The organism is Knoellia subterranea KCTC 19937 (genome assembly GCF_000768685.1).
Lineage (GTDB): Bacteria > Actinomycetota > Actinomycetes > Actinomycetales > Dermatophilaceae > Knoellia > Knoellia subterranea.
Map to the genome: position 1 here is coordinate 70,692 of NZ_AVPK01000009.1, position 23,005 is coordinate 93,696.

Annotated in this window: 25 protein-coding genes; 15 read left to right on the forward strand and 10 right to left on the reverse strand. The window is 69.5% G+C overall.

The genetic code is table 11. From position 1 onward, the window contains the following. Window positions 1-44: 44 nt before the first annotated feature. The 3 genes from N803_RS14275 to N803_RS14285 form a co-directional block, all read right to left on the reverse strand. Complete coding sequence (locus N803_RS14275; protein WP_035906503.1) at window positions 45-875, reverse strand: SGNH/GDSL hydrolase family protein; 831 nt, start codon at window positions 873-875, stop codon at window positions 45-47. Further along, window positions 872-1,549: a uracil-DNA glycosylase gene (locus N803_RS14280; protein WP_035906621.1), complete on the reverse strand. Its 678-nt coding sequence runs from the start codon at window positions 1,547-1,549 to the stop codon at window positions 872-874. The genes N803_RS14275 and N803_RS14280 overlap by 4 nt, the downstream gene beginning before the upstream one ends. An 81-nt stretch (window positions 1,550-1,630) precedes the next feature. Beyond that, a complete protein-coding gene (locus N803_RS14285) occupies window positions 1,631-1,987 on the reverse strand; it encodes an ArsR/SmtB family transcription factor (protein ID WP_035906504.1) in 357 nt (118 codons plus the stop codon). Window positions 1,988-2,102: 115 nt separating this feature from the next. Here N803_RS14285 and N803_RS14290 point away from each other — a divergent pair, with 115 nt between their 5' ends. The 10 genes from N803_RS14290 (at window position 2,103) to N803_RS14335 (ending at window position 8,483) form a co-directional block, all read left to right on the forward strand. Further along, complete coding sequence (locus tag N803_RS14290) at window positions 2,103-2,597, forward strand: ArsI/CadI family heavy metal resistance metalloenzyme (RefSeq protein WP_035906505.1); 495 nt, start codon at window positions 2,103-2,105, stop codon at window positions 2,595-2,597. After that, window positions 2,585-3,265: an aquaporin gene (locus N803_RS14295; RefSeq protein WP_035906506.1), complete on the forward strand. Its 681-nt coding sequence runs from the start codon at window positions 2,585-2,587 to the stop codon at window positions 3,263-3,265. Before N803_RS14290 ends, N803_RS14295 begins: the two co-directional genes overlap by 13 nt. Then, entirely contained in the window at window positions 3,262-3,693 is a 432-nt protein-coding gene (locus tag N803_RS14300; RefSeq protein WP_035906509.1) for an arsenate-mycothiol transferase ArsC, read from the forward strand. The genes N803_RS14295 and N803_RS14300 overlap by 4 nt, the downstream gene beginning before the upstream one ends. Beyond that, window positions 3,690-4,301: an arsenate reductase ArsC gene (locus N803_RS14305; protein ID WP_035906512.1), complete on the forward strand. Its 612-nt coding sequence runs from the start codon at window positions 3,690-3,692 to the stop codon at window positions 4,299-4,301. Before N803_RS14300 ends, N803_RS14305 begins: the two co-directional genes overlap by 4 nt. Before the next feature lie 12 nt (window positions 4,302-4,313). Further along, on the forward strand, window positions 4,314-4,727 hold the full coding sequence (locus tag N803_RS14310) for an arsenate reductase ArsC (RefSeq protein ID WP_035906514.1): 414 nt from the start codon (window positions 4,314-4,316) through the stop codon (window positions 4,725-4,727). 127 nt (window positions 4,728-4,854) lie between these two features. Further along, complete coding sequence (locus N803_RS14315) at window positions 4,855-5,721, forward strand: DUF3152 domain-containing protein (protein WP_052112320.1); 867 nt, start codon at window positions 4,855-4,857, stop codon at window positions 5,719-5,721. 22 nt (window positions 5,722-5,743) lie between these two features. Further along, the gene (locus N803_RS14320) at window positions 5,744-6,397 is read left to right on the forward strand and encodes an HAD family hydrolase (protein WP_035906519.1); all 654 of its coding nucleotides are present in this window, start codon (window positions 5,744-5,746) and stop codon (window positions 6,395-6,397) included. Between the two features lie 140 nt (window positions 6,398-6,537). Further along, the gene (locus N803_RS14325) at window positions 6,538-6,843 is read left to right on the forward strand and encodes a DUF3263 domain-containing protein (protein WP_035906522.1); all 306 of its coding nucleotides are present in this window, start codon (window positions 6,538-6,540) and stop codon (window positions 6,841-6,843) included. 1 nt (window position 6,844) lies between these two features. After that, on the forward strand, window positions 6,845-7,309 hold the full coding sequence (locus tag N803_RS14330) for a hypothetical protein (RefSeq protein ID WP_035906524.1): 465 nt from the start codon (window positions 6,845-6,847) through the stop codon (window positions 7,307-7,309). A gap of 172 nt (window positions 7,310-7,481) precedes the next feature. Continuing rightward, a complete protein-coding gene (locus tag N803_RS14335) occupies window positions 7,482-8,483 on the forward strand; it encodes a glycerophosphodiester phosphodiesterase family protein (protein ID WP_035906624.1) in 1,002 nt (333 codons plus the stop codon). Between the two features lie 81 nt (window positions 8,484-8,564). On the opposite strand, the gene N803_RS14340 is transcribed toward N803_RS14335, so the two are convergent. Then, a complete protein-coding gene (locus N803_RS14340) occupies window positions 8,565-9,182 on the reverse strand; it encodes a hypothetical protein (protein WP_156969798.1) in 618 nt (205 codons plus the stop codon). Window positions 9,183-9,558: 376 nt separating this feature from the next. Here N803_RS14340 and groL point away from each other — a divergent pair, with 376 nt between their 5' ends. The 3 genes from groL (at window position 9,559) to N803_RS14355 (ending at window position 14,663) form a co-directional block, all read left to right on the forward strand. Beyond that, window positions 9,559-11,184 carry a chaperonin GroEL gene (gene groL / locus N803_RS14345; protein WP_035906527.1) on the forward strand — a complete coding sequence of 542 codons (1,626 nt, stop codon included), beginning with the start codon at window positions 9,559-9,561 and terminating at the stop codon, window positions 11,182-11,184. A 143-nt stretch (window positions 11,185-11,327) separates the two neighbouring features. Continuing rightward, a complete protein-coding gene (locus N803_RS14350) occupies window positions 11,328-12,113 on the forward strand; it encodes an ABC transporter ATP-binding protein (RefSeq protein WP_052112321.1) in 786 nt (261 codons plus the stop codon). Between the two features lie 3 nt (window positions 12,114-12,116). Further along, window positions 12,117-14,663 carry an ABC transporter permease gene (locus N803_RS14355; RefSeq protein WP_035906530.1) on the forward strand — a complete coding sequence of 849 codons (2,547 nt, stop codon included), beginning with the start codon at window positions 12,117-12,119 and terminating at the stop codon, window positions 14,661-14,663. A 106-nt stretch (window positions 14,664-14,769) separates the two neighbouring features. Here N803_RS14355 and N803_RS14360 read toward each other — a convergent pair whose 3' ends face one another. Next, the gene (locus tag N803_RS14360) at window positions 14,770-15,060 is read right to left on the reverse strand and encodes a WXG100 family type VII secretion target (RefSeq protein WP_035906531.1); all 291 of its coding nucleotides are present in this window, start codon (window positions 15,058-15,060) and stop codon (window positions 14,770-14,772) included. 128 nt (window positions 15,061-15,188) lie between these two features. On the opposite strand from N803_RS14360, the gene N803_RS18060 reads away from it, so the two are divergent. Further along, window positions 15,189-15,950 (forward strand): DUF4031 domain-containing protein, encoded by a 762-nt coding sequence (locus N803_RS18060; RefSeq protein WP_245617293.1) that lies wholly within the window; start codon window positions 15,189-15,191, stop codon window positions 15,948-15,950. Window positions 15,951-16,140: 190 nt separating this feature from the next. Next, a complete protein-coding gene (locus N803_RS18605) occupies window positions 16,141-16,746 on the forward strand; it encodes a DedA family protein (protein WP_052112322.1) in 606 nt (201 codons plus the stop codon). Here the strand turns inward: N803_RS18605 and N803_RS14375 are convergent. From N803_RS14375 to N803_RS14395, 5 genes are all read right to left on the reverse strand, one after another. After that, window positions 16,715-17,356 carry an HD domain-containing protein gene (locus tag N803_RS14375; protein ID WP_035906534.1) on the reverse strand — a complete coding sequence of 214 codons (642 nt, stop codon included), beginning with the start codon at window positions 17,354-17,356 and terminating at the stop codon, window positions 16,715-16,717. The two genes, N803_RS18605 and N803_RS14375, sit on opposite strands and share 32 nt — an antisense overlap. Window positions 17,357-17,368: 12 nt before the next feature. Beyond that, entirely contained in the window at window positions 17,369-19,228 is a 1,860-nt protein-coding gene (locus tag N803_RS14380) for a DUF2339 domain-containing protein (protein WP_035906536.1), read from the reverse strand. 127 nt (window positions 19,229-19,355) lie between these two features. Then, window positions 19,356-20,762, reverse strand: a complete 1,407-nt coding sequence (locus N803_RS14385) for a S1C family serine protease (protein ID WP_035906538.1) — start codon at window positions 20,760-20,762, stop codon at window positions 19,356-19,358. Between the two features lie 52 nt (window positions 20,763-20,814). Beyond that, window positions 20,815-22,275, reverse strand: a complete 1,461-nt coding sequence (locus N803_RS14390; RefSeq protein WP_035906539.1) for a sensor histidine kinase — start codon at window positions 22,273-22,275, stop codon at window positions 20,815-20,817. Further along, window positions 22,275-22,988: a response regulator transcription factor gene (locus tag N803_RS14395; RefSeq protein WP_035906541.1), complete on the reverse strand. Its 714-nt coding sequence runs from the start codon at window positions 22,986-22,988 to the stop codon at window positions 22,275-22,277. The genes N803_RS14390 and N803_RS14395 overlap by 1 nt, the downstream gene beginning before the upstream one ends. Between the last annotated feature and the right edge of the window lie 17 nt (window positions 22,989-23,005).

Sequence of the window (23,005 nt, forward strand, 5' to 3'; positions counted from 1 at the left end):
GCGCGACTGTAACGCGGGGCGACCCACCGCCCAAGGTGAGTCGGTCAGCCGCCGGGGGCGTCGTCGAAGGGACGCATCGGGGACAGCTCAGGGCGCTTGGGTTCGACGTGGTCGCCGCTTGATTCGCCCTTCATGCGGCGCTGGACCCAGGGCGCGAGGTGTTCGCGCGCCCAGGCGGCGTGGGCCCGGAGCTCCTGCCGCTTCGTCGTCGCCTCACCGGGAGGGAGGGGGGTGCGCCAGTCCGTCTCGTCGGTGGCGTGGCCGAGTGCCGCGAGCGCGGCGAGGGCGACGCGGCGATGCCCCTCGGTCGTGAGGTGGATCCGGTCGTCGGCCCAGAGGCGCCAGTCGCGCAGGGCGGGCAAGCCCCAGAGGTTGAGGACGTAGCAGCCGTGGCGCTGGGCGATGGTGAAGATGTTGGCGGTGTGCACCGCGTGGCGACCGCGCAGGGGCTTGAGCAGACCGGCTTCCTGGGGGTCCACCGGCGTGGCGAGGAGAACGTCAGCACCGTTCTGCCGCAACCGGATCACCGCATTCTCGAGGGTCTCCATGAGGGCGTTGGTGTCGACGCCCGGACGCAGCAGATCGTTGCCGCCGCCGACCATCGACACGAGGTCCGGCTGCATCTCGAGGGCCCGGTCGAGCTGCGGGCCGACGACGTCGGCGAGGAGGCGACCGCGCACCGCGAGGTTGGCGTAGTGGAACGGCAGGTGCTCCATCTGCGCGATGTCGCTGAGGGACTCCGCCAGCCGGTCGGCCCAGCCGATGTAGGCGTCGTCGTTCTCGGGGTCGGGGTCGGCCATGCCCTCGGTGAAGGAGTCGCCGATCGCGACGTAGCTGCTCCAGACCCGGCGGGACATGGCGGGCAAGGGGTTCATGTGAGGCTCCAGTCGAGGGGGTCGGCACCCTGCTCCTGGAGGAGGGCGTTGGCCCGGCTGAACGGTCGTGACCCGAAGAAGCCGGAGCGCGCGGACAGGGGAGAGGGGTGCGGGCTCTCCACACACGGTATGCCGTCCAGCCGGCTTCGCAGGGCCCGCGCGTCTCTGCCCCAGAGGATCGCGACGAGCGGGCCGCCCCGGCTGGCGAGGGCATCGATGGCGCAGTCCGTGACCTCCTCCCAGCCCTTGCCGCGGTGACTGGCGGGTGTCCCCGGCCGGACGGTGAGGACGCGGTTGAGGAGCAGGACGCCGCGTTCGGCCCAGGGTGTGAGGTCGCCGTGGCTCGGGGCCGTCAGGCCGAGGTCGCTCTGGAGTTCGGCGTAGATGTTGATGAGGCTGCGCGGGATCGGTCGGACGTCGGGGGCGACGGCGAAGCTCAGGCCGATGGGGTGGCCCGGGGTTGGATACGGGTCCTGGCCGACGATGAGGACTCGCACGTCGTCGAGCGGTTGCTCGAAGGCCCGCAGGATGTGCGCTCCTCCCGGCAGGTAGCCGCGTCCCACCGCCACCTCCTCGCGCAGGAACGAACCGAGCGCGGTGAGGGTGGGTTCGACCGGGGCCAGGGCTTTCGCCCACGACGGGTGGACGAGCTCGGTGAGCGGTCGCGCAGTCACGTTGCCCACCCTAGAACCCCTGCCTCGTGTGCCTGAGCGGTCCCGATCCGGGACCGCTCAGCCACACAGGGCACGGCGTGATCAGGAGAAGATCGAACGGACGTCTTCGAGGCGCGCCGGCAGGAGCCGGTACCACGCCCACGTCCCCCTCTTCTCCCGCTCGATGAGTCCCGCCTCGGTGAGCACCTTGAGGTGGTGGCTGACGGTGGGCTGGGCCAGGCCGACGGCGGGCGTGAGGTCGCAGACGCAGGCCTCGCCGCCCTCGCTGTCCCGGATGATGCTCAGCAGTCGCAGTCGCACCGGATCGGCCACCGCCTTGAGGAGGGCCGCGCTCGTCTCGGCCTGCTCGCGTGTCAGCCCGCCCGGGGTCGTGATCCCGCAGCAGGGGGCCTCCGCCAGGAGGCTCGCCCGCACGTCAGTGGCTGCACTCGCCGTCATCTCAACCCTTCCTCTGGTCTCCGCCCGATCATGCCAGTCTAGATATTGACGTTCATCGATATATCCGGTTCACTGCATGCATCGATCTTCATCAATCTACGGGAAGGTGCCAGCGATGACCACTGCGACCACGTCCACCCCCACCACTGGGCGCGTCCAACTCGCCCTCAACGTCGCCGACCTCGAGGCCTCGATCGCCTTCTACTCCGCCATGTTCGGCGTCGAGCCGGCCAAGCGTCGCCCTGGCTATGCGAACTTCGCCGTGGCCGAGCCGCCCCTCAAGCTCGTCCTCATCGAGACGAGCGAGGACACCCGCGGCACGGGAGTGGCCGGCGCTCTCAACCACCTCGGTGTCGAGGTGCCCACCATCGACGCTGTGACGGCCGCCCGGACCCGATTCGCCGAGGCCGGTCTCGCGGCCTTCGACGAGAACGACACGACCTGTTGCTACGCCCTCCAGGACAAGGTCTGGGTGCACGATCCTGCCGGTGCCCCGTGGGAGGTCTACACCGTCAAGGACGAGAACCCCGTCGGCGCCCGACCGGCCACGGCCAGCCTGGAGATCCTCGACGTGTCCGGCCAGAAGTCTCAGGCAGGATGCTGCGCGTGACCCCACTCCCGAGGGCGCTCGCCGCCGAGACCGTCGGCACCGCGGGACTCCTCGCGGCTGTCGTCGGCTCGGGCATCATGGCGCAGCGCCTCACCGATGACGTTGGCATCCAGCTGCTCGCCAACGCCGTCGCGTCCATCGCCGCCCTCGGCGTGCTCATCGCCGTCATCGCCCCGGTGAGTGGCGCCCACTTCAACCCGGCCGTCTCGCTCGCCCAGGCGGTCCGTCGCGACCTCCCGTGGTCCCGATTTCCCGGGTATGCCATGGCGCAGGTTCTCGGGGGAGTGCTCGGCGTCGTCGTCGCGAACCTCATGTATGACCTCGCGCCCCTCCACCTGTCCGGGAAGGCGAGAACCGGTGTGGGGCAGTGGATCGGAGAGGTCGTCGCGACGGCCGGACTCGTTCTGGTCGTCGGATTCGTCAGTCGTGGCGGGCGGGGCGACCGGGCTCCCTGGCTCGTCGCCGCGTGGATCCTCGCGGCGTACTGGTTCACCTCGTCCACGTCGTTCGCCAATCCCGCCGTCACGATCGCCCGCATGTTCAGCGACACCTTCGCGGGCATCGCCCCGGCCGACGTCCTCCCCTTTGTCATCGCACAGGTGACGGGCGCCGGAATCGGACTGGCCGGCATACAGCTGCTCGTCCCCGAACCGAAGGGCACGCCATGACGGCACGTCCCTCCGTCCTCTTCGTCTGCGTCAAGAACGGCGGCAAGTCCCAGATGGCAGGCGCCCTCATGCGCCTCGAGGCTGGGGGATCCGTCGACGTCCACACCGCGGGAACCGCCCCCGGCGCTGCTCTCAACGCAGAGTCCGTGGCGGCGCTCTCAGAGGTGGGCGCCTCGACGGATGGCGAGTACCCCAAGCCGATCGACCCCGACCTCCTGGCCCGGGTCGACCGGGTCGTGATCCTCGGCTCCGAGGCCGTCGTCGAACCCCTCCCGGGGATGCGGGCGGAGATTGAGACCTGGGAGACCGACGAGCCCTCGCAGCGGGGCATCGAGGGCGTGGAGCGCATGCGGCTCGTGCGCGACGACATCCGGGCGCGGGTCCTCCGCCTCCGGTCCGAGCTCGACACGCAAGGAGTGCAGCAATGACCACTGATCACACGTTCGCCGCTCTCGTCGACGACCTCGGTTACGCGTACGAGGGGGTGTTCTCCCGCGAGACGGTCGCCCAGGCCGTCGAGGACGCACGGCTCCTTCTCGAGCCACGTGCCACGGTCCGTGACTTCCTCCCCGTCCTCGTCGCAAGGCAGGCCCGGGAGCAGCTCATGGCTGCGGCCCAGGTCGAGGGAAAACTGGCGAAGCCGGTGCCCGAGATCCTCTTCGTCTGCGTGCACAACGCAGGCCGTTCGCAGATGGCCGCAGCACTGGCAGAGCACCTCTCCGCCCGGCGGGTGCACGTTCGCTCGGCTGGCTCGCAGCCGGCCGACGAGGTCAACCCGTCGGTGATCGAGGTCCTTGCCGAACGGGGAATCCCCTTGTCCCAGCCGTACCCGAAGCCCTTGACGGACACCGTGGTTCGGGCGGCCGATGTCATCGTCACGATGGGGTGCGGAGACGCCTGTCCTGCCTACCCGGGCAAGCGCTATGAGGACTGGCCGGTGGCCGACCCGGCCGGCCAACCGATCGCTGTCGTTCGCGACATTCGGGACGACCTCCAGAGCCGCGTCTCCGCCCTGCTCCGCGACCTCCTCGACTGAAAGGATTCACCCATGACCGCACAGGACGCGACCGCCGACCGTCCCTCCGTCCTCTTCGTCTGCGTCCACAACGCCGGGCGCTCCCAGATGGCCGCGGCCTATGTCGAGGCGCTCGGTGAGGGACGGATCGAAGTACGTTCCGCGGGCAGCGCGCCCGCCGACCAGGTGAACCCTGCAGCCGTCGAAGCCATGGCGGAGGAGGGCATCGACCTCACCGCCGCGACCCCGAAAGTCCTCACGACCGAAGCCGTCCAGGCGTCCGACGTCGTCATCACGATGGGCTGTGGTGACGCGTGCCCGATCTTCCCGGGCAAGCGCTACGAGGACTGGGTGCTCGAGGACCCGGCTGGCAAGGGCGTCGAGTCCGTGCGGCCGATCCGCGACGAGATCCGGCGGCGCGTCGAGGAACTCCTCACCACCCTCTGAACCCCGGCCTTGTGTGTTTGAGGCCAGCCTCCAGCGTGGTCTCATACACACAAGGCCGGGTGCGACACCCCGGCGCCAGGGCCCGTGGGTCCACCGCTCCGGCGGTTCGGGCTGGTCTGATGGTGCTGTGACGGCGACGCACCCGGTCCGGAAGCCGCCCCCTCGACGTGAACCGCCGCTCGTGCTCACGGTCCGCGGGCGTCGGGTCCTCCTCGTGCTCGCGCTCGCCGCGATCCTCCTCGTCGTGCTGACGGTCAAGGCGGTCGTGAGCGACGCCAGCCCCGCAGAGACCGACCCGTCGGCGTCGCCGAAGCCGACGAGCACCGCCACCGGCAAGTCCACGACCGCCGCCAGCGCGACGGCCACGTCGAAGCCCACGGCCACTCCGGGTGCGACCCAACCTTCACCCTCGATCTCGGTGAGCTCGACGACGTCGACCGGCATCAAGCGGTCCGGCCTCGTCGGGACCGGCACCTTCACGACCTCGACGTGGGCCAAGCCGCCGCTGACGAAGACGGCGACGGTCCGCAACTTCATCGTCAAGGTCGAAGGTGGCGTCCGGGCCGACCCCAACGACGTCGCCGCCCAGGTCCACGCGATCCTCAACGACCCGCGGGGGTGGACCGGCTATCGCGGGTCGAGCTTCGGCGCTGTGTCCGACCCGGCCAAGGCGGACTTCGTCATCCACCTCGTCTCGCCGCCGACGGCGACCAAGATGTGCCGCCCGCTCGACGTCGGAGGCAAGTGGAGTTGTGCCGCGGGGAACAAGGTCATCCTGAACTCTGACCGCTGGTTCCTCATGACGCCGACCTACGGCAACCTGACCGACTATCGCGCCTACATGGTCAACCATGAGGTCGGCCACTACCTCGGGCGCGGCCACGTCGGGTGCCCCAAGAAGGGGGCGCCTGCACCGGTCATGGTGCAGCAGTCGATCAGCCTCCGCGGCTGCGTCCCCAATGCCTGGCCGGGCACCCCGTCGACCACCACCTGACGGCGGACGCGAGGATGGCGGGGTGACCTCCCTCCGCTGGAAGACGATCTTCTTCGACCTCGACGGCACCCTGGCCAACACCATCCCGCTCATCGTGGCGAGCTATCAACACGCCTTCCGGGAGGTGCTGGGCGAGGAGGTCGAGGCCGCCCGCGCCCGCGCCTGGATCGGTCGCCCTCTCCTCGGTGCCCTGCTCGAGGAGAGTCCCGAGCACGGCCACGCGCTGGACCGCACCTATCGCGAGTGGAACCTCGCCAACACCGAACGACTCATCGAGCGGTACGCCGGAGTGCCCGAGATGCTGGAGGCCCTCACCGCTGCCGGTGCCGACCTCCACATCGTCACGAGCAAGCGCCGCGACACCGCCCGACTCGCTCTCACGGGCGTCGGCATCGACCACCTCATCGATGTGGCCGGTGGCCTCGAGGACACGACGAAGCACAAGCCTGACCCCGAGCCGCTGCTCGCGGCGGCCGCCCGCGTCGGGGTCGACCCCCGCGATGCCGTGTACGTCGGTGACGCCACTGTCGACATCCTCGCGGCCCGCGCCGCCGGTATGGCAGCGGTCGCGGTGACCTGGGGGGCGGGGGAGCGGCCGGCCCTGGAGGCAACCGACCCCGACACTGTCGTCGACAGCGTCGGCGAGCTCAGGGCATACCTGCTTCAGGTCGACTGAAACGGGGCGGGTGTGACTCGTGTGGCGCACGAGCAGACACGCCGAAGCCGTGTCCAGCAGACACGCCGAGGCCGAATGACAGGCATGTCATTTCGTGGCTAGAGTGGCGGTCGCAGCCGTCGCACGAGAAGGGTCGAACCGTGAACGCCGCCCACGAGAACGCCGAAGTCACCGATGTCGCCACGTCCCCGGCGCTGAGTGACCGCGATCGCCAGATCATCGACTTCGAGCGCCAGTGGTGGAAGTACGCCGGGTCCAAGGAGTCGGCGATCAAGGAACTGTTCGACATGAGCCCGACCCGCTACTACCAGGTGCTCAACGCGCTCATCGACAACCCCGTGGCCCTCGAGCACGACCCGATGCTCGTCAAGCGCCTCCGCCGCCAGCGCGCCACGCGCCAGCGCGCCCGCTCCGCTCGCCGTCTCGGACTCCAGCCCCAGGGCTGACGTGGCCGAGCTCGACTGGTCGACCCCCGACGGCCTGGTCGCGATCCGCGAGCACCTCGCCTCGCGGATCGAGGGCTGGCGCCCTCCTGTCGCGTATGCCGTCGCGCTCAGTCCCGCGTCCAGCTCACCCGAGTGGGAGTTCGCCCACGTCAACGAGCCCGGCGGACGCCACGGTTTGCCGGCCGTCGTGATGGCGACCGTGCTCGGCCACGACGGGTCGACCGCGACCCTCGACGTGACGGTGTCGCAGCTCGCTGCCGCGGTGGAGTCGCTCCTGCCGGCCGAGGCGTGCACCGAGCTGGATCACCCGAACCTGGCGGCGTGGCGTTCGGCGCTCGCCGACCTCGAGTCCAACCCGGCCCGCAGCGTGGTCGCGGTGTTCGTCGCCGACCTCGACGACCCGGTGACGTCGGAGGCCGACGGGGCGATGCGGGCGACGTTCGAGGGCCACGCACCGCAGCTCTGAGGCTGGCCCGGCTCGGCCGGGTCCCGCGAGACGACCAGTAGTGCTCGAGCCGACCACCTCGAGCTGGTCGCCTCGAGCAGAACTGGTCGTCTCGTGCTTCCAGGTGCCGGTCCGACGACGAACGTTCACGCTCCCGGCCCGGAGCGCGACTCAGCGGACTAGCGTCGAGAGCATGCGCCGACGCCGCCTCGCCCCAGCCCTGTTGTCTGCCGCCGTCATCCTCGGAGCCGGGGTGGTCGCTGCCCCCTCCGCCTCGGCCGACACCAACCCGTGGCTCGAGCAGCGCGTCCTCAACATGGCGCACTCCGGCGGCGAGGACGAGGCACCGATGAACACGATGTACGCCTTCAAGCGCGCCGTCGACCTCGGCTCCGACATGCTCGAGCTCGACGTCCAGTCGACCAAGGACGGCGAGCTCGTCGTCATCCACAACGCCACTGTCGACGAGACGACGAACGGCACGGGTCGCGTCGTGGACAAGACCCTCGAGGAGGTCCAGGCGCTCGACGCCGCCTACTGGTTCGTCCCGGGGAGGAGCGCGGTCCACGGACTCGACCCGACGGCATACCCCCTGCGCGGAGCGCGGCACCACAGGCCGAAGGTCGAGGGCTTCAAGAACAAGGACTTCCGTGTCCCCACGCTGCGCGAGGTGCTGCGCGAGTTCCCGACGACGCCGATCAACATCGAGATCAAGGGCACGAGCGACGCCGACACCGCGTCCTACATCCGCACCGGCACGCTCCTCGCGAGCCTCCTCAACAAGGCTGGCCGCACCGACATCATCGTCGGCTCGTTCAACGACGCGGCGCTCGCGGACTTCCACGCCAAGGCTCCGCAGATCCCGATGTCGGCGGCGATGAACGCGATGATCAGCTACTTCCTCGCGGGTGTGAAGCCGCCGGCCGGGACGGTCGCCTTCCAGGTGCCCGTCACCTACGCGGGGATCCCCGTCGCGACGCGCGCCTTCGTCGACCGAGCCCACAGGGACGGGTATGCCGTCCACGTCTGGTTCTCGGGTTCGGCACCCGACGACGCGGCCACCTACAACACGATCATCGACACCTGCGCCGACGGAATCATGCCCGCGAAGCCGACCCTGCTCGAGTCGATCCTCGACGAACGCGGCATCGAGCGGCCGGGCCAACCCGGCGTCGACCCCTGCGCCGCCGCCTGATCGATCGGGCGGCATTCCCGGGAAACGCCCAGATGCGGGGTGGTCGCAGGCGACCACCCCGCATCTGTACGCGGGCGCGGCTCAGCGGTAGGTCTCGCGCTTGAGATCGACCGGCAGATCCGTGAAGGACATCCCGGCGATCGTGCCCGTCACCGTGCCCGCCCGCTCCAGTGACGTCAGGGTGGTGAAGTTCTGCCACACCACGGTCTGGCGCGTGCGGGTCACGGACCCCGTGCCCGCGACATCGAGCGTGGCGCCGAGTGTCACGTCGGTGGTCACCCCACCCTCGTCCCAGGACCCGGGGATGCTCATCTCAACCTGACCCGACGAGAGTCGACCGCGGAGGTCGAGGACGAGCTGGTTGTCGACACCCATCTGCGACGTGGACCGCAGGGCGGCGCACTGGCCGGAGTCCGGGGTCAGGGCGTCGGGGCAGAGGTAGTCCGAGTTCATCAGGAAGACGGTGTCGCTGTCGGTGCCGGGCCCGTCCTCGACGTAGAGCTGGCCGACGTGGTGGTTGCCGGGTGCGCCCGTCACGGCCCCGGAGATGTCCCACGTGGCGTTCATCGTCTCGACGACGGCAGTCCGCGCGTCCCCTGCGGCCTCTGCAGGAGCGGCGGTGGCAGTGCCCGTCGCGAGCGCCGTGGTGAGGACCGTGGCCAAGCCGAGCGCGGCTGAGGTTCGGGTAGTGCGAGTCATGGTGTTCCCCTGTGATCGTGAGCCACTCGTCGTGGCTGCTGCCCATCACTACGGGTGCGAAGGCTCGGAGGTTGAGCGTTCCGCCGAAGGAATTCGCTGACGAAGGCCGAGGGGCTCGGCGAGTGGACCGGCCACAGCAGGTGAGGGGGCAGCGGAAAGGGAGCGGACGGCATACCGGAGCCGTTTGCACTCTCCACCCGAGAGTGCCAATAATGGCGTTAGCACTCGCATTCGACGAGTGCCAATCGCAGTACCCATCATGGCCAGACCGGTGAGGGTCGGCACGCGCGCATGACATGAGGCTCGCGGGCACGGCTCGTCCGTCGCGGGCGCCGCCTGGCCGACACCTTCGATTCGCGTGGGAGGAACCACCCGAATGGCCAAGATCATCGCTTTCGATGAAGAGGCACGCCGCGGACTCGAGCGAGGCATGAACACCCTCGCCGACGCCGTCAGGGTCACCCTGGGCCCCAAGGGCCGCAACGTCGTGCTGGAGAAGAAGTGGGGCGCCCCCACGATCACCAACGACGGTGTGTCCATCGCCAAGGAGATCGAGCTCGACGACCCCTACGAGAAGATCGGCGCCGAGCTGGTCAAGGAGGTCGCCAAGAAGACCGACGACGTCGCCGGTGACGGCACGACGACGGCGACCGTCCTCGCCCAGGCACTCGTCAAGGAGGGCCTGCGCAACGTTGCCGCCGGTGCCAACCCGATGGCGCTCAAGCGCGGCATCGAGAAGGCCGTCGCTGCAGTGAGCGACGAACTGCTCGCCAACGCCAAGGACGTCGAGACCAAGGAGCAGATCGCTGCCACGGCCTCGATCTCCGCTGCTGACCCCCAGATCGGCGAGATGATCGCCGAGGCCATGGACAAGGTCGGCAAGGAAGGCGTCATCACCGTCGAGGAGTCCAACACCTTCGGCCTCGAGCTCGAGCTCACCGAGGGCATGCGCTTCGACAAGGGCTACATCAGCCACTACTTCGTCACCGACCCCGAGCGCATGGAGGCCGTCCTCGACGACCCTTACGTGCTCGTCGTCAACTCCAAGATCGGCTCCATCAAGGACCTGCTGCCCCTCCTCGAGAAGGTCATGCAGTCCGGCAAGCCGCTCCTCATCATTGCCGAGGACGTCGAGGGCGAGGCCCTGTCGACGCTCGTCGTCAACAAGCTCAAGGGCACCTTCCGCTCGGTCGCCGTCAAGGCTCCCGGCTTCGGTGACCGCCGCAAGGCCATGCTTGCCGACATCGCCATCCTCACCGGTGGCCAGGTCATCTCCGAGGAGGTCGGCCTCAAGCTCGACACCGCGGAGCTCGACCTGCTCGGCAAGGCCCGCAAGGTCGTCGTCACCAAGGACGAGACGACCATCGTCGAGGGTTCGGGCGACCAGGACCAGATCCAGGGTCGCGTCAACCAGATCCGCGCCGAGATCGAGAAGTCGGACTCCGACTACGACCGCGAGAAGCTCCAGGAGCGCCTCGCCAAGCTCGCCGGCGGCGTCGCCGTCATCAAGGCTGGCGCGGCCACCGAGGTCGAGCTCAAGGAGCGCAAGCACCGCATCGAGGACGCCGTGCGCAACGCCAAGGCTGCCGTCGAGGAGGGCATCGTCGCCGGTGGTGGCGTCGCTCTCCTCCAGGCCGGCAAGGCTGCGTTCGAGAAGCTCGAGCTCGAAGGTGACGAGGCGACGGGCGCCAACATCGTGCGTGTCGCGATCGAGGCCCCGCTCAAGCAGATCGCCATCAACGGTGGTCTCGAGGGCGGCGTCGTCGCCGAGAAGGTTGCCAACCTCGAGTCGGGTCACGGCCTCAACGCCGCGACCGGCGAGTACGTCGACCTCATCAAGGCCGGCATCATCGACCCGGCGAAGGTGACGCGTTCCGCGCTCCAGAACGCCGCGTCGATCGCCGCGCTCTTCCTCACCACCGAGGCCGTCATCGCCGACAAGCCCGAGAAGGCTGCGCCGGCGATGCCCGGTGGCGACGACATGGGCGGCATGGGCTTCTGAGCCCAGCGCACTGATCGCAAAGGGCGGTCTCCCCGAGAGGGGAGGCCGCCCTTTCGTGTGGTCACCTCTCAGGGGTTTCTCAGGGTCGTCTCGGGGCAGAAACCCAGAGCGCGTATGCCGTCCGCCCGCCTACCGTTGACGGCATGACCACAGACCTCGCCCCCGAGCGCCGCGACACCACGCCAGCCACTGCTCGGGTGGCCGCCCGAGTCACCGACCTCGTCAAGACCTATGGCTCCGGCGACACCGCCGTCACCGCCCTCAAGGGTGTGAGCCTCGACATCGCCGCGGGGGAGTTCACCGCGATCATGGGCCCGTCCGGGTCCGGCAAGTCCACCCTCATGCACTGCGCCGCCGGGCTCGACTCGGTGACGCGAGGGTCGGTGCAGCTCGGGGACATCGAGCTGACAACCCTCAAGGAAAAGGACCTCACCAAGGTCCGGCGTGACCACATCGGCTTCGTCTTCCAGTCCTTCAACCTCATCCCGACGCTCAACGCCGAGGAGAACATCCTCCTGCCGCTGTCGATCGCGGGGCGCAAGCCAGACCGTGCCTGGTTCGACCAGGTGATTTCCACGGTGGGGCTCGGTGACCGCCTGGGACACCGACCGGGTGAGCTGTCCGGTGGGCAGCAGCAGCGCGTGGCCTGTGCCCGCGCTCTCGTCAGCCGACCGGAGATCATCTTTGCGGATGAGCCCACCGGCAACCTCGACTCGACGTCCGGCGCCGAGGTCCTCGGCTTCCTCCGCCGCTCGGTCGACGAGTTCGGGCAGACGATCGTCATGGTCACCCACGACCCGGGTGCGGCGAGCTGGACCGACCGCGTCGTCTTCCTCGCCGACGGACGCATCGTGACCGAGCTGCGCGAGCCGACGCCCGAGCGGATCCTCGAGACGATGAAGAGCCTCGACGCGAAGGTGCAGGGCTGACCCATGCTCCGCGCCAGCTGGAAGAGCCTCATGGCCCGCAAACTGCGGCTGTTCATGAGCGCCTTCGCCATCATCCTCGGAGTCGCCTTCGTCGCCGGCTCGTTCGTCTTCACCGACACACTCGGTCGCAGCTTCGACTCGATCATGACGAGCACCGTCGGTGACGTCGTCGTGCGTCCGGTCGCGGCTGGGCAGGGTGACCTCGAGTCGCAGCCGTCCACCGCGACCGTCCCCGGATCGCTCGTCAAGGAGCTCGCGGACGTACCCGGCGCCGCGCGTGCCGACGGCAACATCACCAACTTCGGCACCTTCGTCGTGGGCAAGAACGGCAAGCTCATCGGCGGCTTCGGCCCGCCCGGCATCGGCGTGAACTTCACCGACGGCCCGGCGGCCAAGGGTCTGCAACCCTTCACCCTGACGAGCGGTCACTGGCCTCAGGCAAATGGCGAGGTCGTCCTCGACGAGAAGACGGCCCAGAAGGCCGGCTACCTCGTGGGCGAGAAGATCAACCTCGTCAGCTCCGGCACCCAGCCGCGCATCCAGGCCAAGCTCGTCGGGATCACCCGCATGGAGGGCGGCACCGCCGGCGCCAGCATCTCGGTCTTCACCACCGAGGAAGCGCGAACCCTCTTCATGGAGGGCAAGGACGTCTACTCCGACGTGTGGGTGACGGCTGCCTCCGGCACGAGCCAGGAGGAGTTGCGGGATGCGGTCGCGGCCAAGCTCCCCAAGGACTACGAGGCGGTGACCGGTGACTCGGCGGCCGCCGCGGCAGCGACCGACGTCCAGGAGGCGCTGGGGTTCATCACGACGTTCCTCCTCATCTTCGCCGGGGTGGCCCTCGTCGTCGGGTCGTTCCTCATCGTCAACACCTTCAGCATCCTCGTGGCGCAACGCTCGCGGGAGTTGGCACTCTTCCGGGCGCTGGGCTCGACGCGACGCCAGGTGGCGCGCTCGGTGCTCTTCGAGGCGACCGTCACGGGCCTCATCGGTTCGATCCTCGGCCTCGGCCTCGGTGTCGTCATCGCCATGGGGATCCGCGCCCTCTTCGGACAGTTCGGACTCGACCTGAGTGGCCAGTCGCTGATCATCGCGCCGCGCACAATCGTCGTGTCCCTCGTCGTCGGACTGGTGGTGACTCTGGTCGCGGCCTACCTCCCGGCACGCAACGCGGGCAAGGTTCCGCCGGTGGCCGCCATGCGTGACGACGCGATCCTCGCCGAGAGTGGGATGCGTGGGCGCACGATCGTCGGCACCATCCTCAGCGCCGTCGGCATCGGGCTGCTGGGAGCGGGCCTCTTCGCCGACGTGCCCAAGGCGACGTACTGGGTCGGCGCAGGCATCCTCGGCATCGTCCTCGGCGTGGCCCTCATCAGCCCACTCGTCGGGCGACCCGTCATCGCCGGCATCGGATGGATCTATCGCAAGACCTTCGGCGCGGTCGGGCTCATGGCCCAGCAGAACGCCCAGCGCAACCCCCGCCGCACCGGTGCCACCGCGTCTGCCCTCATGATCGGCGTGACTCTCGTGTCGATGATGGCGGTGTTCGGGGCGAGCGCCAAGGCCAGCGTCGACGAGGCCGTCGACAAGGAGTTCGTCGCGGACTACGTCGTCTCGAGCGTCGTGGGGACGCCCTTCTCTCCCGAAGTGACCCGCGAGCTCGCCGCCGTCAAGGGCGTCGACCAGGTCGCGGCCTTCCGCTGGGACCAGGTCACGGTCAAGGGTTCCGACCGGCAGGTGACCGGCATCGACCCCAGCCACATCGGGGTGCTCGGTCCGACGCCGATGGTCGCAGGCAAGCTCGCCGGTCTCACCACGACCACCGTGTCGGTGTCCGAGGAGCTGGCCAAGGCGGAGAAGCTGTCCGTCGGGTCGAAGATCGACTTGACCCGTGGTGGCACGACGAAGCCGTTCACCGTTGGTGCCATCCACGGCGACTCGGCGCTGCTGTCCTCGGACTACCTCCTCAGCCTTCCCGCGCTGGAATCCCTCGGCGGGCCGAAGACCGACTCCTACGCCTTCATCACCCGTGAGGCCGGCGCCTCCGCCGTCCAGGTGGGACGCGACCTCGACAAGGCGCTCGCGGACCTGCCGGTCGTCACCGTCAAGGACCAGGGCGAGTTCGCCGACGAGCAGCGGGCCCAGATCAACCAGATGCTCTATCTGATCTACGCCCTGCTCGGCCTGGCCGTGATCATCGCGATCCTCGGCATCATCAACACCCTGGCCCTCTCGGTCATCGAGCGGACCAAGGAGATCGGCCTGCTGCGGGCGGTCGGTCTGAGCCGCCGCCAGCTCAAGCGGATGCTGCGTCTCGAGTCCATCGTCATCGCCCTGCTGGGTGCGGCGCTGGGTATCGGTCTGGGTGTCGCCTTCGGGGTCGCGCTGCAGCGGTCGCTCGCCGACGACGGGATCGATGTGCTCGCGGTGCCGTGGCCACAGCTCGGATTCTTCGTCGCCCTCGCCGGGCTCGTCGGAGTCGTCGCGGCTTGGTGGCCGGGCTGGCGGGCCTCGAGGCTCGACATCCTGCGAGCCGTCACGACGGAGTAGAAAGCGCAGGGAACACAGGAACCAGCCGGTGGCGGGTGCGACCTCAGGGGTGTCGCTCCCGCCACCGGTGTCTGGGTGCGCGTCAGCGTCCGCGTCGGGACCCGCGTCAGCTGAACATGCGCATGTTCTGTGCCTCGGTGTCGGCGTACTGTGCACCAGCCGCGCCGAGCACCTGGCCGATGGAGTCGAGCGAGGCCTGCACCTGGCGCTGCGTGCCCTGCCACTGGGTGACGACGCCGTGGAACTGCGTTGCCGCCCCGCCCTTCCACGCGTCCTGAAGTGCCGTGAGGCGGGCGAGCATCTGCGCCACCTGGGCCTCGATCTCGCCGGACATGCGGGCGATGTCGCCGGACGCCGTCTGGATGCGTTCGGTGTCGACCTGGAACTGGGCTGCCATGTCTGGGTCCCCTCTCTGTGCGTCGCACCCGGTGGTGCGTCAACTGCCCCTCACGCTAAGCAACTTCGCGAAATCGACCGCGGAGTTATCCACAGGCCCGGGTGAGGTGGACGGCATACGATCGCGTGGTGCTCCTCATCGACCCGCCTGCCTGGCCGGCGCACGGCCGCCTCTGGTCCCACCTCGTGAGCACGACCTCCTATGCGGAACTCCACGAGTTCGCGGAGCGGGCAGGGCTGCCGCGGCGAGCCTTCGAGGGCGACCACTACGACGTCCCCGAGGAACGGCACGCCGAGCTCGTCGCCGCAGGGGCCGTGTCCGTGGATGGGCGCGAACTGCTGAAACGGTTGCGGGACAGCGGACTTCGCATCCCCAAGCGCAAGCACGAAAGGGTGGTCACGTCGACGCCCGAGGCGCCGTGGCTTCCACCGGGAAGCCGGGCGGACGTCATTGCGTCCCGGCAGGACGACGCCCCACCCAACACCGTGGTCGTGCGCGCACTGGTCCGTGATGCCCGGGGCGTGCTCGTCGTCGAACGAGCCGACGGCGGCGGACCCGATCTGCCGACGCGTCGGGTGCAATCCGGTGAGCGGGCCGACGAGGCCGTCGCGGCCCTCGCCGCCGACTTCGGACTGAACCCACACCGAGCTCACCTTGTCGGCTACGTGCGCAATGTCGTGCGTGAGCCGGATGTCGACTACGGCTGGCCCACGCCGCATGCCTGCTTCGCGGTCTTCGGCCTGCCCGGTCCGCACGACTCGCTCGCTGCCGGAACCGCCAGATGGCTCGCATCCGAGCGCCACGCCGCGGACCTGGGGAGCCGACACTGGTGGCCCCTGCTGGAGGCTCTCGAGGATTCCGCAGGCGGCGCTGGGCACGCCCACCACTGACGCGTCGCGGGTCACGAAGGGCGCGCTCGGACGGCACCCCGGCGTACCCCGAACGGTCGCCGTCCCGGATCAGGGCTCAACGGGGGTCGGCCCCCATGTCGCGTGCCCGAGCGCCTCCCTAGTTTGGAGGGAACGGCTGGCCCGGCGAACGTCGCCGAGCATGGAACCGTTGCGAACAGGGGCGATTCGCGTGCTCGAAGCCATCAACGAGCTCATCCAACAGAACGCTGCAGCGTTGTGGGTCCTCCCCGCGATCTTCCTGCTCGCGACCTTCGACGCGCTCCTGCCGCCGGTGCCGAGCGAGTCCGTCGTCATCACGCTGGCCGCCTTCGGAGCGGCGCACGGCTCGCCCCACTTGCTCGCACTGGGCGCCGCCGCAGCCGTAGGTGCCTTCCTCGGCGACAACCTCACCTTTGCAGCGGCCCGTCGCTCCGGGCTGGGCCGGCTGCGCAACAGTCCACGTCCGAGAATGCGGTCCGCCTTCCGCAGGGCCGAGGACGAACTCGACCGACGCGGGGGACTGGCCATCATCGTCGCGCGCTACATCCCCGTCGGCCGGGTCGCGGTCAACGTCACCGCCGGTGCGGGGTCGTTCGACCGCCGTCGCTTCGTCCTCCTCTCCGCCGTGGCAGCCACGATGTGGGCCGGTTGGAGCGTCGCCATCGGAGCCCTTGCCGGGAACTGGGTCGAGGAGAATCCACTGCTCGGTGCGATCGCGGCCATCGCGGTGGCCGCGACCCTGGGCATGCTCGTGGATCGTGTGCTCAGCCGCGCAGCCGCGAGAGTTCGCGACTGAGGTTGGTGCGTGCCCGGGGCTCCCAGTGCTGTCGAGCCCACGCCGTCCGATAGATCGTGTCCCGTGCGAGGAACGGTTCGAGGATCGCGGACCGGCCGCTGGCGTACGCATCGTCCGGCACCACGACGTACTCCTGTCGCACGTCTGCGCAGTATCGGTCGAAGCGATCGACCGGCGCGGACAGGATCCACAGATCCGCGTCGTGGAACGCGGCGAGCGGCCCGCGCGTCTCGAGCACATCGTGCGCGACCGTTGCATCCACCAGAGCCACGACGAGGTCGACCGCCGACTCCTCAATTCCGTTCTGGGACAGGGCCTCTCGCGCGAGTTCTGCACTCAGCCGCTCGTTGTCCGACGGCGTGGCCGGGTCGTAGACCGCATCGTGGAACCACGCCGCGAACACCGTGGCCGCCCAGTCCTGGTCGAGGTCGATGGCCGTCCCACGCAGCTCGTCGAGTGCGTCGATGACCTCGTCGAGGTGCTGGAGGTCGTGATAGCCCCGATGCGGCTCGGACCACCGCCGCACGAGGTCCTCATGAGTGGAGACGAGGCCGTGCAGGTCACCCCTGACTTCGTGCACGGCCTCGTCCCACTGGGCATCCCGCTTCATGCGGGAAGTCTGTCAGGCGGCCGCCGTTGGCGGTCGCGTGCGCTCCAGAGCCTTCGCGTATGCCGTCCCGCTGGCCAGGAGGAGCAGTCCCGTCACGATGAAGGCCGCCACCCGCCACACCCCGTCGAGCGTCGCGAGGTCGAAGAGGAAGAGTTTGACGACGCTCACCGCGGCGAGGCCGAGTCCCAGGCGCAGGGCCAGGTCGCGGTGGGCCTGCGCCTTGAGCCCACGCAGCAGGAGCCACGCGGACGTGAGCATCCAGAGCACGGTGGCGAGGGCGTGCCCCGCGACGAAGCCGGTCTGGGTGTAGCCCAACCGTTCGCCGAAGATCAGGCCGAGCGAGACGACTCCCACGGCCGAGGTGGTGAGTCCCGCGATCAGGGCGGCGATCCGGGTCGAGCGACGCAGCCGCGCCGGGATGCCACGAACGACGTCGACACCCCAGGCGCCCAGGGCTGCGACGCCTCCCGCGAGAAGGCTGTCGAGCAGCGCGGTCACGGCGTCGTGCTGCTCGGCCGACCCGATGGAGAAGTAGGCGGTCGGGTGGCCGAGGTAGGCGATCGACGCGACGACCGCAGTCCCGGTGGCGACCCACAGCGTCACTCGGGAGCGCGTCGTCACGGCAGCTGCGGCATACCCGAGCGCGGTGATCAGGATTCCGGTGACGACCCAGCGCTCCGGCGCACCGCTCATGACGGCGAGGAGCGCGGCCACCCCCGAGACGCCACCGGTGGTCGCGGCCAACGGCGTCGGGACCGGCCCGACCGGCGGGCGCGAGGTGATGGCCAGTGCGACGGCGAAGGCGGCTGCGACGAGGCCGAACCCGGTCGTCCGCAGGGTTTCGCCGTGCGCACCGAACGCGATGAGGAGCGTGATCGCCGAACCCGCCACCGTCGCGGAGCCCACGAGGTCGTGGGAGTCGAAGCGACCGGCCGACACCGCACCCACGAGTGCCAGGAGCGTCAGGGTGCCGGCAGCGATGATCGCCACCTTGGAGGGTGACCCGTCGCCGGCCGAGAAGACGATGCCGAGGAAGATCGAGCCGGCAGCCGGCACGGTCCGGGCCAGCGCCAACATGGGCCAGCCCCGATCACCCTTGGCGAGGAGGGCAGCGGCGGACAGGACGACGACGAAGAGAGAGACGGCGTCACCGAAGCCCTCGGCGACCACCGGAGCGAGGAACGTCGCCCCGAGGACCGTGAGCGCGGCGAGCAGCTGCCGATCCCAACGACGCGCGAGGAGCAGGCCACTCACGGCGACGACCGCCCCGATAGTGAGCCCCGCGGTGCGGGGAACCCAGCCATAAACGGTCGTGACGGCCACGACGTCGAGGTAGCCCGCGGCATACCCGGTCGCGGCAATGGCGACCGGAGCGGCACTCGAGCGACCCCGGGATGTCTCGCGGGATCGGACGACGTGACCGGCGATGACGAGCCCCACGGCCAGTAGGACGCCGAGGGTGACGCGCAGCTCGGGGACGAACCATCCCTGCTGCATCGCGAGGGCAAGGAGGAGAGCGATACCGATGAGGGTGACCACGGCTCCGGCGAGCGCCAGGACCTTGGTGACGGCGCCCTCTCGCTGCCACCACGACGGGACCGGTTCGACGCGGGGGAGCGGGGTCGCGCTGGCGGCCGGAACTGGAGTCATCGCCGCGACGGGAGCGGCCGGCGCACCAGAAGCAACGGGTGCAACGGGGGCGGCCGGCACGTCTGACGCAACGGCGGGGGTCGGCGCAGGTGCCGGGGACCCCTGCTCCATCTCCAGTGAGGCGCGCATCCGGGCGAGACCGTTCCCGACGGCATACATGCGGTTCATAGCATCGGCGAACTCGGCTTCGAGGCGCCGCACGTCCTGCAGCTGCGTGTTCATGGATACAGGGTGGAACGACGAGTACCCCGACTCCATGAGTCGGGGTACTCACCGGATCACTCAGGTGTGATGTGGCTTCCTGGGTGGTCGGGTGTGGGCCCATCCCTGTTCGGGCCCACCGCCGGGATCAGTTCGAGGGGGCAGTGGCCAGGGTGGCCGTGAGCTCCTGGGTGGCGTTGTTGCGCAGCACGGTGAGCTTGACCGTGTCGCCGACGGAGTATTCGCGGATGTGGGCGACGAGGGCCTCGGCAGAGTCGACCCGCTCACCGTTGACTGCGGTGATGACGTCGCCGACCTTGAGTCCGGCCTTCTCCGCGGGCGTGCCCGACGAGACGGTCTGGAGCTTCGCGCCGGCCCGGGTGGCGTTGCCATCGGAGGCGCTGCCGTCGACCGGAGCGACGCCGAGATAGGCGTGGACGGCCTTGCCGGTCTTGATGAGCTGATCGGCGATCGACGCGGCCTCCTTGACCGGGATGGCGAAGCCGATTCCGATGTTGCCGCTCTGCGACGAGCTCGAGGACCCGAGGGACGCGATGGACGAATTGATGCCGACGAGTTGGCCGTTGGCGTTGACGAGCGCGCCACCGCTGTTGCCCGGGTTGATCGCCGCGGACGTCTGGATCGCGTTCGTGACAACGGGTTCGCTGCTCGACTGCTGCTGTTGCTGGCCCGGGAACCCGTTGCCGAACGGGTTCTGCTGCTGGGGCTGCTCCTGAGCGGCTTCCGTCGTCACCGGGCGGTTGAGGGCGCTGACGATGCCGGTCGTGACCGTGCCGGCGAGGCCGAGCGGGTTGCCGATCGCCATGACGGGGTCGCCGACCTTGAGGTCGTCGGAATTGCCGATCGCGATGGGAGTGAGGTCATCCGGGGCGCCCTGAATCGTGACGACGGCGAGGTCGGTCGAGGGATCGGTGCCCTGAATCGTCGCCTTGAAGGTGCGACCGTCGGACAAGGTGACCGTGAGCTGTTGGGCGCCGGACACGACGTGATTGTTCGTGAGCACGTGGCCCGAACCGTCGATGATGACACCGGAACCCTCACCGCTGTCCGTCTTGATCGCGACGACGCTCGGTGAGACGGCCGCCGCGGTGTCGGTCCAGTTCGGGGACTGGGGGTTCGACTGGGAGACGGGTGCGGTCGATGAGCCGCGACCCAGGCTGGAGGAGGAACTCGTAGCGGAGGGGGTCTGCGAGTCCTGCGACCCCAGCTGGGTCGCGGCGTACGTGCCGCCCGAGGCGAGGGCGGCCGTGAGTGCGGCCACCGCGAAGAGCTCGCCGACCCGGCGCCGCTGGCGCGGCTGGGGTTCGGGTTGCTGCTGCGGGGCCGCCCCGGGGGCCGGTGGCGGGGGGAACACCGGTCCGGCGGGTTCGTGGGCGCCGTACCAGGTGGTCGGCGCGGGGTGGGTCGGCTGCGGCGCGGAGGAGGTGTGAGCAGTCGGCTGGGGGAGCGTCTGGGTCGCGACGCCGGCGGGGTGGACCTCGGTGTCGGGAGTGGTGGTCGACGGCTCTGGCTGGCCGGAATCGGTGCTGCTCATCGTTCTGCATCTCCTTGGTCGGGCTGGCACTGACTACTCAAGTACCGCGACCTCAAGGAGCGCTGGGGTGCGCCTGTGAGGCGGCTGTGGGAATGCGAACGACGAACGTCGCGCCGCCACCGGTCGTCTCCTGCACCCCCACGCGGCCGTGGTGTGCCGCGACGATGGCGGCCACGATGGCGAGGCCGAGACCGTTGCCACCCCCGGTGTTGCGGCCCCGCGACGGGTCGGAGCGGTAGAACCGCTCGAAGACGCGATGCGCTGTGCCAGAAGGGATTCCGTCGCCGTGGTCCCTCACCTCGATGACGCCGTCGGCGCCGTCGGTGCCCACCGCAATCTCGATCGGTGTGGCCTCCGGAGTGTGCCGGACGGCGTTGGCGACGAGATTCGTGACGACCTGACGCAGGCGCGACTCCGAACCCCACACGACCGTGGCGTCGACGGGACCGCCGAGGCCCGCCAGGGTGATACGCCGTTCTGGTGCACGCACTCGCGCGTCGGTTGCGGCATCGGCCGCGAGGACCGTGAGATCGACTTCGCCCATCGAGGTCGTGGGCTCCTCGTCGAGCCGGGCCAGAGTGAGCAGGTCCTCGACGAGTCCGCTCATGCGACCCGACTCCGACTCGATCCGCTCCATCGCGGCGCGAGTGTCCTCCGGGCTCGAGATCGCACCCTGGCGGTGCAGCTCGGCATAGCCACGAACCGTGGCCAAGGGCGTGCGGAGCTCGTGGCTCGCATCCGCGACGAACTGCCGCATGCGGTCCTCCGACGCCTCCCTCACGGCGAACGACGTCTCGATCTGGGCGAGCATCGCGTTGAGGCTCCTCGAGAGGGACGTCACCTCGTCGTCAGCAGCTCGCAGGGGGATACGCCGTGTGAGGTCGCCACCGGCGATCGCGGCGGCCGTGTCCTCGATCTGGGACAGGGGACGGAAAGCCCGGCGGACGGCATACCAGCCGAGCAGTGCCGACCCCGCGAGAACGACGGCGCTCAGCGCTCCGGTCGTCACGAGAAGTCGCGTCACCGTCTGCTTCACGGAGCGGAGCGGCACGCCCACCGCGAAGGTGGCGTTGGTGTTGTTCACCGTGCCGGCGATGAAGCGCCACCGCACGTCACTGTCGGTCGAGCGGACCGTGAAGGGTCTGCTGCCCGTGACCCGCTCGTCCTCGGGCCCGAGCCGCGGCATTTCGGGGTGGACCGTCTCCCCGGTCGGGTTGATGGTGATGGCCCTGCCGTTGGTGGGGAACAGGACAAAGGCATAGCCCGTCGGCGTGGCTGCCGCGTCGCCGCTGCTGAGGTCCGAAAGCGCCTGTGCCGCAACGGGTTTGGCGACACCGCGAAGTTCTGAATCGACGCGCCCCATGAGGTCGCGCTGGGTCAGGTAGGCCGTCATGAGGTTCGTGAACACGAGAGCACCCGCCAGAACCACGAGCACGATCGCGACCAGGCGAACGCGCAGGGGCATCGCCTCCAGACGCTTGACGACGGCCTGCGACGCCGGGGCCGACGACATCAGCCCTGCGGGGGGAGGCGGAGCACGTAGCCGACGCCGCGCTTGGTGTGGATGAGCGGCGGCAGACCCTCGGTGTCGATCTTGCGTCGCAGGTAGGAGATGTAGGACTCGACGATGCCGCTCTCGCCGCGGAAGTCGTACTCCCACACGTGGTCGAGGATCTGCGCCTTCGACAGCACGCGGTTCGGGTTGAGCATGAGGTAGCGGAGCAGCTTGAACTCGGTCGGGCTCGTCTCGATGACCCGGCCGGCGCGGCGCACCTCGTGGCTGTCCTCGTCGAGCTCGAGGTCCTCGAAGCGCAGGGCGGCGCTGTCGTCCACCTCGCCGCGGGTCCGCCGCAGCACCGCGCGGATGCGAGCGACGACCTCCTCGAGGCTGAACGGCTTCGTGACGTAGTCGTCCCCGCCGACGGTGAGGCCCTTGATCTTGTCGTCGATCGAGTCGCGGGCGGTGACGAAGACGATGGGGACGTGGCGGCCTGACTCCCGCAGGCGTCGGGTCACGTCGAAGCCGTCCATGTCGGGGAGCATGACGTCGAGCACGCAGAGGTCGGGCTGGTGCTGGTCGGCGAGCTTCACTGCGTCGCCACCGGTGCCGGCGGTGTGCACCTCGAACCCGGCAAAACGCAGCGACGTCGCGAGGAGTTCACGGATGTTCGGCTCGTCCTCGACGACGAGGAGGGTGGCCTCGGGAGTGGTTGCGTTGGCGCTCACCCGTCTAGTGTCCGCCC

Bases quoted from the DNA above. Each gene is read 5' to 3' on its own strand.
- N803_RS14275 (WP_035906503.1), bottom strand. From the start codon at position 875: ATGAACCCCTTGCCCGCCATGTCCCGCCGGGTCTGGAGCAGCTACGTC.
- N803_RS14285 (WP_035906504.1), bottom strand. From the start codon at position 1,987: ATGACGGCGAGTGCAGCCACTGACGTGCGGGCGAGCCTCCTGGCGGAG.
- N803_RS14290 (WP_035906505.1), top strand. From the start codon at position 2,103: ATGACCACTGCGACCACGTCCACCCCCACCACTGGGCGCGTCCAACTC.
- N803_RS14295 (WP_035906506.1), top strand. From the start codon at position 2,585: ATGCTGCGCGTGACCCCACTCCCGAGGGCGCTCGCCGCCGAGACCGTC.
- N803_RS14300 (WP_035906509.1), top strand. From the start codon at position 3,262: ATGACGGCACGTCCCTCCGTCCTCTTCGTCTGCGTCAAGAACGGCGGC.
- N803_RS14305 (WP_035906512.1), top strand. From the start codon at position 3,690: ATGACCACTGATCACACGTTCGCCGCTCTCGTCGACGACCTCGGTTAC.
- N803_RS14310 (WP_035906514.1), top strand. From the start codon at position 4,314: ATGACCGCACAGGACGCGACCGCCGACCGTCCCTCCGTCCTCTTCGTC.
- N803_RS14335 (WP_035906624.1), top strand. From the start codon at position 7,482: ATGCGCCGACGCCGCCTCGCCCCAGCCCTGTTGTCTGCCGCCGTCATC.
- N803_RS14340 (WP_156969798.1), bottom strand. From the start codon at position 9,182: ATGACTCGCACTACCCGAACCTCAGCCGCGCTCGGCTTGGCCACGGTC.
- groL (WP_035906527.1), top strand. From the start codon at position 9,559: ATGGCCAAGATCATCGCTTTCGATGAAGAGGCACGCCGCGGACTCGAG.
- N803_RS14350 (WP_052112321.1), top strand. From the start codon at position 11,328: ATGACCACAGACCTCGCCCCCGAGCGCCGCGACACCACGCCAGCCACT.
- N803_RS14355 (WP_035906530.1), top strand. From the start codon at position 12,117: ATGCTCCGCGCCAGCTGGAAGAGCCTCATGGCCCGCAAACTGCGGCTG.
- N803_RS14360 (WP_035906531.1), bottom strand. From the start codon at position 15,060: ATGGCAGCCCAGTTCCAGGTCGACACCGAACGCATCCAGACGGCGTCC.
- N803_RS14375 (WP_035906534.1), bottom strand. From the start codon at position 17,356: ATGAAGCGGGATGCCCAGTGGGACGAGGCCGTGCACGAAGTCAGGGGT.
- N803_RS14380 (WP_035906536.1), bottom strand. From the start codon at position 19,228: ATGAACACGCAGCTGCAGGACGTGCGGCGCCTCGAAGCCGAGTTCGCC.
- N803_RS14385 (WP_035906538.1), bottom strand. From the start codon at position 20,762: ATGAGCAGCACCGATTCCGGCCAGCCAGAGCCGTCGACCACCACTCCC.
- N803_RS14390 (WP_035906539.1), bottom strand. From the start codon at position 22,275: ATGTCGTCGGCCCCGGCGTCGCAGGCCGTCGTCAAGCGTCTGGAGGCG.